General features: G+C 72.7%; 3 protein-coding genes. All 3 read right to left on the reverse strand.

Features of this window, described 5'->3' with window-relative positions; all coding sequences use genetic code 11:
* Positions 1–333 (reverse strand): LysE family transporter (locus tag H1A17_RS34050; RefSeq protein WP_309236933.1); only part of this gene is annotated, 333 nt, incomplete at its 3' end.
* Entirely contained in the window at positions 334–846 is a 513-nt protein-coding gene (locus tag H1A17_RS34055; RefSeq protein WP_194823814.1) for an acyl-CoA thioesterase, read from the reverse strand. It abuts the gene before it with no gap.
* Between the two features lie 3 nt (positions 847–849).
* Positions 850–1,049: hypothetical protein (locus tag H1A17_RS34985; protein WP_228544757.1), on the reverse strand; the 200-nt coding region annotated here is incomplete at its 5' end.

The following is a 1,049-nucleotide window of genomic DNA, read 5'->3' on the forward strand; positions in this document are numbered from 1 at the left end:
GCGGCTGTTCCGCTCCGCCGTGGTGGAAGCCGTCGCCCTGCCGTCGCGGAGGGCCCGAACCCCGAGGACGATCAGATACGCCGCCCCGGCCCAGCGGATCGCGGCGAACAACACCGGCGACGCGGAGACCACTGCGGCGAGACCACAGACCACCGTCGCCACATGTACCGCCTCCCCGGCCGCGACCCCGAGCGCGGCGACCGCGCCGGCCCGGGCGCCGTAGCGGGTCGCATTGGCCAGGACGAACATCATGTCCGGCCCGGGAGTGACCATGAGGACGGCGATGGCGGCAAGGTAGCCGGCCAGGGTGGCCACGGACAGCCCGAGCACCACTCAGCCCTCCTCAGCACCGTCGAGCAACGCCCGCCGAAGAGCGAGCCGGTGCTCCCGCCGGATCTGCGCCTCCCGGTAACGACGCCGGTCACCGTCGGTCTCCGGCAGCAGCGGCGGCACGGCTCGCGGCTGACCGTCGTCGTCGACGGCGACCATCACCAGGTGGGCGGTGGCCACGTCCACCGGCGGTACCGCCCGGTCCCAACGGTCCGCGCTGACCTTGACGGCGACCTCCATCGAGCTGCGGCCGGCCCAGGTGATCCGGGCATCGACGTGCACGACGTCGCCGACCCGCACGGCCCGTAGGAAGGCGGTCTCGTCGATGGCGGCGGTGACCGCCGGGCCGTCGGAGTGCCGGGCGGCGACCACTCCGGCGACGGAGTCGATGAGGTTGAGGATCCGACCGCCGTGGACGGTGCCCATCAGGTTGGTGTGGTGCTGGTCCATGATCTGCGACAGGGTCAGCCGCGACGCCGACGGGGGCCGACCGGTGAGTGTGGCGCTCTCGTACATGGTTCATCCGTCCTCGGGAAGCACACCGACCGACCAGCCGGCACGCACGTCGAGGACACACCGCAGCGCATCACCCGCCCGACCCGCCCGCGAGGTCGACGGCAGCGCACCCACCTCGTGGATGCGCAGCGCGGGCAGGTCTTCGGACTCGTGGGCGTGACCCGGACACCCCGGATCCCCTACTGGCCGTCGCTTCCCAGGCC

The sequence above is a fragment of the Micromonospora sp. S-DT3-3-22 genome (genome assembly GCF_015354745.1).
Classification (GTDB): domain Bacteria; phylum Actinomycetota; class Actinomycetes; order Mycobacteriales; family Micromonosporaceae; genus Micromonospora; species Micromonospora wenchangensis.